Source organism: Endozoicomonas sp. SESOKO4 (assembly GCF_024606275.1).
In genome coordinates, this window is sequence record NZ_JAHHPS010000273.1 from 1 (window position 1) to 2,729 (window position 2,729).

Below are 2,729 nucleotides of genomic sequence, written 5' to 3' on the forward strand. Positions count from 1 at the left end.
ATCCTCAATTTTCTGCCGTCCTCGCTACGGGCGCTATTCTCGGTCAGGCTCCTAGTCGTGTATGAGTATGAGCTAGAGAAGATCCTTGAGGGAGGGGGTCATATCCCCCAGACACTCATCGATGTAATTCTGCTGAAGGGTTTTAAGATTTTCTTTGGTGAAAATATCGGTATGGGTGTCTGCTTTGGTGAGACGGTTCAGGCAGCGTTCCTGCGCTGTATCCGTTTCACGCAATTCTCTTGGCAGCAGAATGATGTTCATCAGTTCCCGATTACCCTTCATATCTACCTGCTCCACTAAACTGCCTATGCAACATAAAGCACAGTCTGGCAGGCCCTTCGTCACCCTTTGTGCGTAGTCCGCCTCCATCCCAAAACCAATGAGCGCACTGGGTGTTACTTTGCGCCGGATCTCAAATCTCTGTGGCGAAATAATTGACAGGTGTTCAATACTTCCGAAGCAGCGATCGCCGCCTTCAATGTACAACGTCTGAGTCAGTGTATTCTTGTCGGGAACCTGATTTTGCAGTGAGATGCCATCAACCAGAAAAGCATGACTGAATGTGCCGCTGCCTCCGTAAGCGGCAGAATAACTCATCAACACCTGCCGGTTTTCCATCTCTCCGATTAATTGGTAGCTGGAGTATGTGGGTAAGCCGGCCTCACTGTTGTCTTTGGGTTGATCGTTTTTCTCAAAAACGGCTTGCCAGGGGGCAGGCTTTTTGAAAGGGTACTTGATGTATTTATTCAGACAGTCATTCAGTTTGATGGTTTTCTTGCCCGGGGAGTGGCTGGTTTTTCCCAGACTGGCGAAAGGCTCAAAGCAGAGAGGGTGAATAATGTCCCTCTCACTGGCCCGGGATTTCAAACACGGGGCGACCAGGAATAGAATCAACAGAGTTGAAAGAGCGTAGCTAGAGCACCGGGTTGTTCTCATCGTTCATCCAGCCTTCCAGTATGATTTGTGCTGCCATACCATCGACCGGATTAGAGCCATAGTGTCCACTATGACCCAGTTTGTTTGCCCAGTCTTTGGCTTCAAAAGAGCTTAGACGCTCATCCGCTTCATAGAAAGGCAGGTTGTAACGACCATGAAGACGTTTGCCGAATTTTCTGGCACGCATCGACATCTGGGACTCGGTGCCATCCATATTCAAAGGGATACCGACCACTACTGCATCAGGCTGCCATTCTTTTATCAGCGCGGCGATATCGGCCCAGTTGGGAATACCGTCTTTTGCTTTGACAGAGGGCAATGCGGTTGCTGTTCGGGTCACAGCCTGACCGACGGCCACGCCAATGTTGCGTGTACCAAAGTCAAAGCCCATCAGCGTGTTCAGTTTTTTTTCAGTCATGTTTTCTTAAACGTTGCCAGAGATAGATTTTCGTTAAGGAGCGTCAAGAGTGGCCAACCTGATCAGAGAGCAGTCGAAGATCGACCCCCAGCGATTTGGCGGCAGCATCAAGACGTCGCTGAAAAGGCGTTTCGAAAATAATCTGTTGATTCGCTTTGCAGGTGAGCCAGGCATTATCAGACAACTCTCTTTCAAGCTGACCCCCACCCCAGCCAGCATAACCCGGGGCTACCAGCGAATCATCAGGGCCTTCGTCCCGGGCCATGGCGAATAGAATGTCTCTGGAAGTGGTTAGCTGAAGCCCCTGGCTGATTTCCAGACTGGACTCCCAGTGATCGCTGCCAGAGTGAAGCACAAAGCCTCTTTCAACTGATACAGGGCCGCCGGCATAAATGGCATCGGGACTAAGGAAACATTCTTCTGTGTCCTTGATGCCTACCTGACTGAAAATTTCACCCAGTGTCAGTCCGATCGGGCGATTAATGATAATTCCCAACGCTCCGGCGGGGCTGTGTTCACAAACCAGAGTCAGAGTGCCTGCAAAAGAAGTATCGGCCATGCTGGGCATAGCGATCAGGAAGTGGTTTTTGAAGCTTTGAAAGGTTTCTCTGCTCATGAGGGGAGTATCAGGGCAAACGGCCCCGATGGCAAATAAAGCACTCAATGACTGCCGACATACAAGCGTTACTGGCTGAACAGTCTGTCACCCTTTTCAAAACGCCAGGTACGAATGATTTCGACAATATCGTAATCCCGTAAATCATCTGTGAAGGGCGCGTAGGGAGCCGCTAATCTCACGATTCGGATAGCTGCATCATCCAGAACGCTATAACCTGAAGATTTTAAGATTTCGATATTAGACAGAGTGCCATCACGGTTAATGGCGACCATCAGCCGGAGCTCGCCATAAAGTTGTTGTTGGCGGGCTTTGGCAGGATAATTCAGGTTGCCGATACGCTCGACTTTCTGCTTCCAGGCATTTTTGTAAGCAGCACCGGGTTCAAATAGGGTGGAGGCTGAGGTCAGTCGTTTTACGTTAGGGCGCTTGGCGTAGGCCTGACGCTGATCACTGAGCTGAGCTTCAAGGCTGGCAATCTCCTGACGCAGATCAATGTGCTTGCGGGGCTCGGCTTTTTTGGGCTGTTCGGTTGTGGGCTGGTCAATAACGTCACTGTCCTGAACCTTTTTCTTGCTCTCAGCCCGGGTAACTACCTGTGGTGTTTTCTCTGCCTGTGTTTCAGGTGCTGCAGCTTCCTGAGGCTGAAGCTTTACCTCGTTAATTTGATTGTCCTGAATATCTGCTTTGCGATCAGTAGTGGGTATGTCTTTCTTTTCAAGTGTGCCACTGCCCTGCTGATTCAGCTGGGCCAGAAAG

At 50.2% G+C, this 2,729-nt stretch carries 4 protein-coding genes; all 4 read right to left on the minus strand.

The window, feature by feature from the left end:
* Positions 1–72 precede the first annotated feature (72 nt).
* Positions 73–936: a hypothetical protein gene (locus KDK16_RS05065; RefSeq protein ID WP_257274971.1), complete on the minus strand. Its 864-nt coding sequence runs from the start codon at positions 934–936 to the stop codon at positions 73–75.
* Complete coding sequence (ruvX, locus tag KDK16_RS05070; RefSeq protein ID WP_257274972.1) at positions 914–1,354, minus strand: Holliday junction resolvase RuvX; 441 nt, start codon at positions 1,352–1,354, stop codon at positions 914–916. The genes KDK16_RS05065 and ruvX overlap by 23 nt, the downstream gene beginning before the upstream one ends.
* Before the next feature lie 43 nt (positions 1,355–1,397).
* A complete protein-coding gene (locus KDK16_RS05075; RefSeq protein ID WP_257274973.1) occupies positions 1,398–2,018 on the minus strand; it encodes a YqgE/AlgH family protein in 621 nt (206 codons plus the stop codon).
* A 20-nt stretch (positions 2,019–2,038) separates the two neighbouring features.
* The coding region (locus tag KDK16_RS05080; protein WP_257274974.1) for an energy transducer TonB at positions 2,039–2,729 on the minus strand (691 nt) is incomplete at its 5' end.

What these genes read in the sequence shown, in the direction of transcription:
- ruvX (WP_257274972.1), bottom strand. Translation starts at nt 1,354, where the DNA reads ATGACTGAAAAAAAACTGAACACGCTGATGGGCTTTGACTTTGGTACA.
- KDK16_RS05065 (WP_257274971.1), bottom strand. Translation starts at nt 936, where the DNA reads ATGAGAACAACCCGGTGCTCTAGCTACGCTCTTTCAACTCTGTTGATT.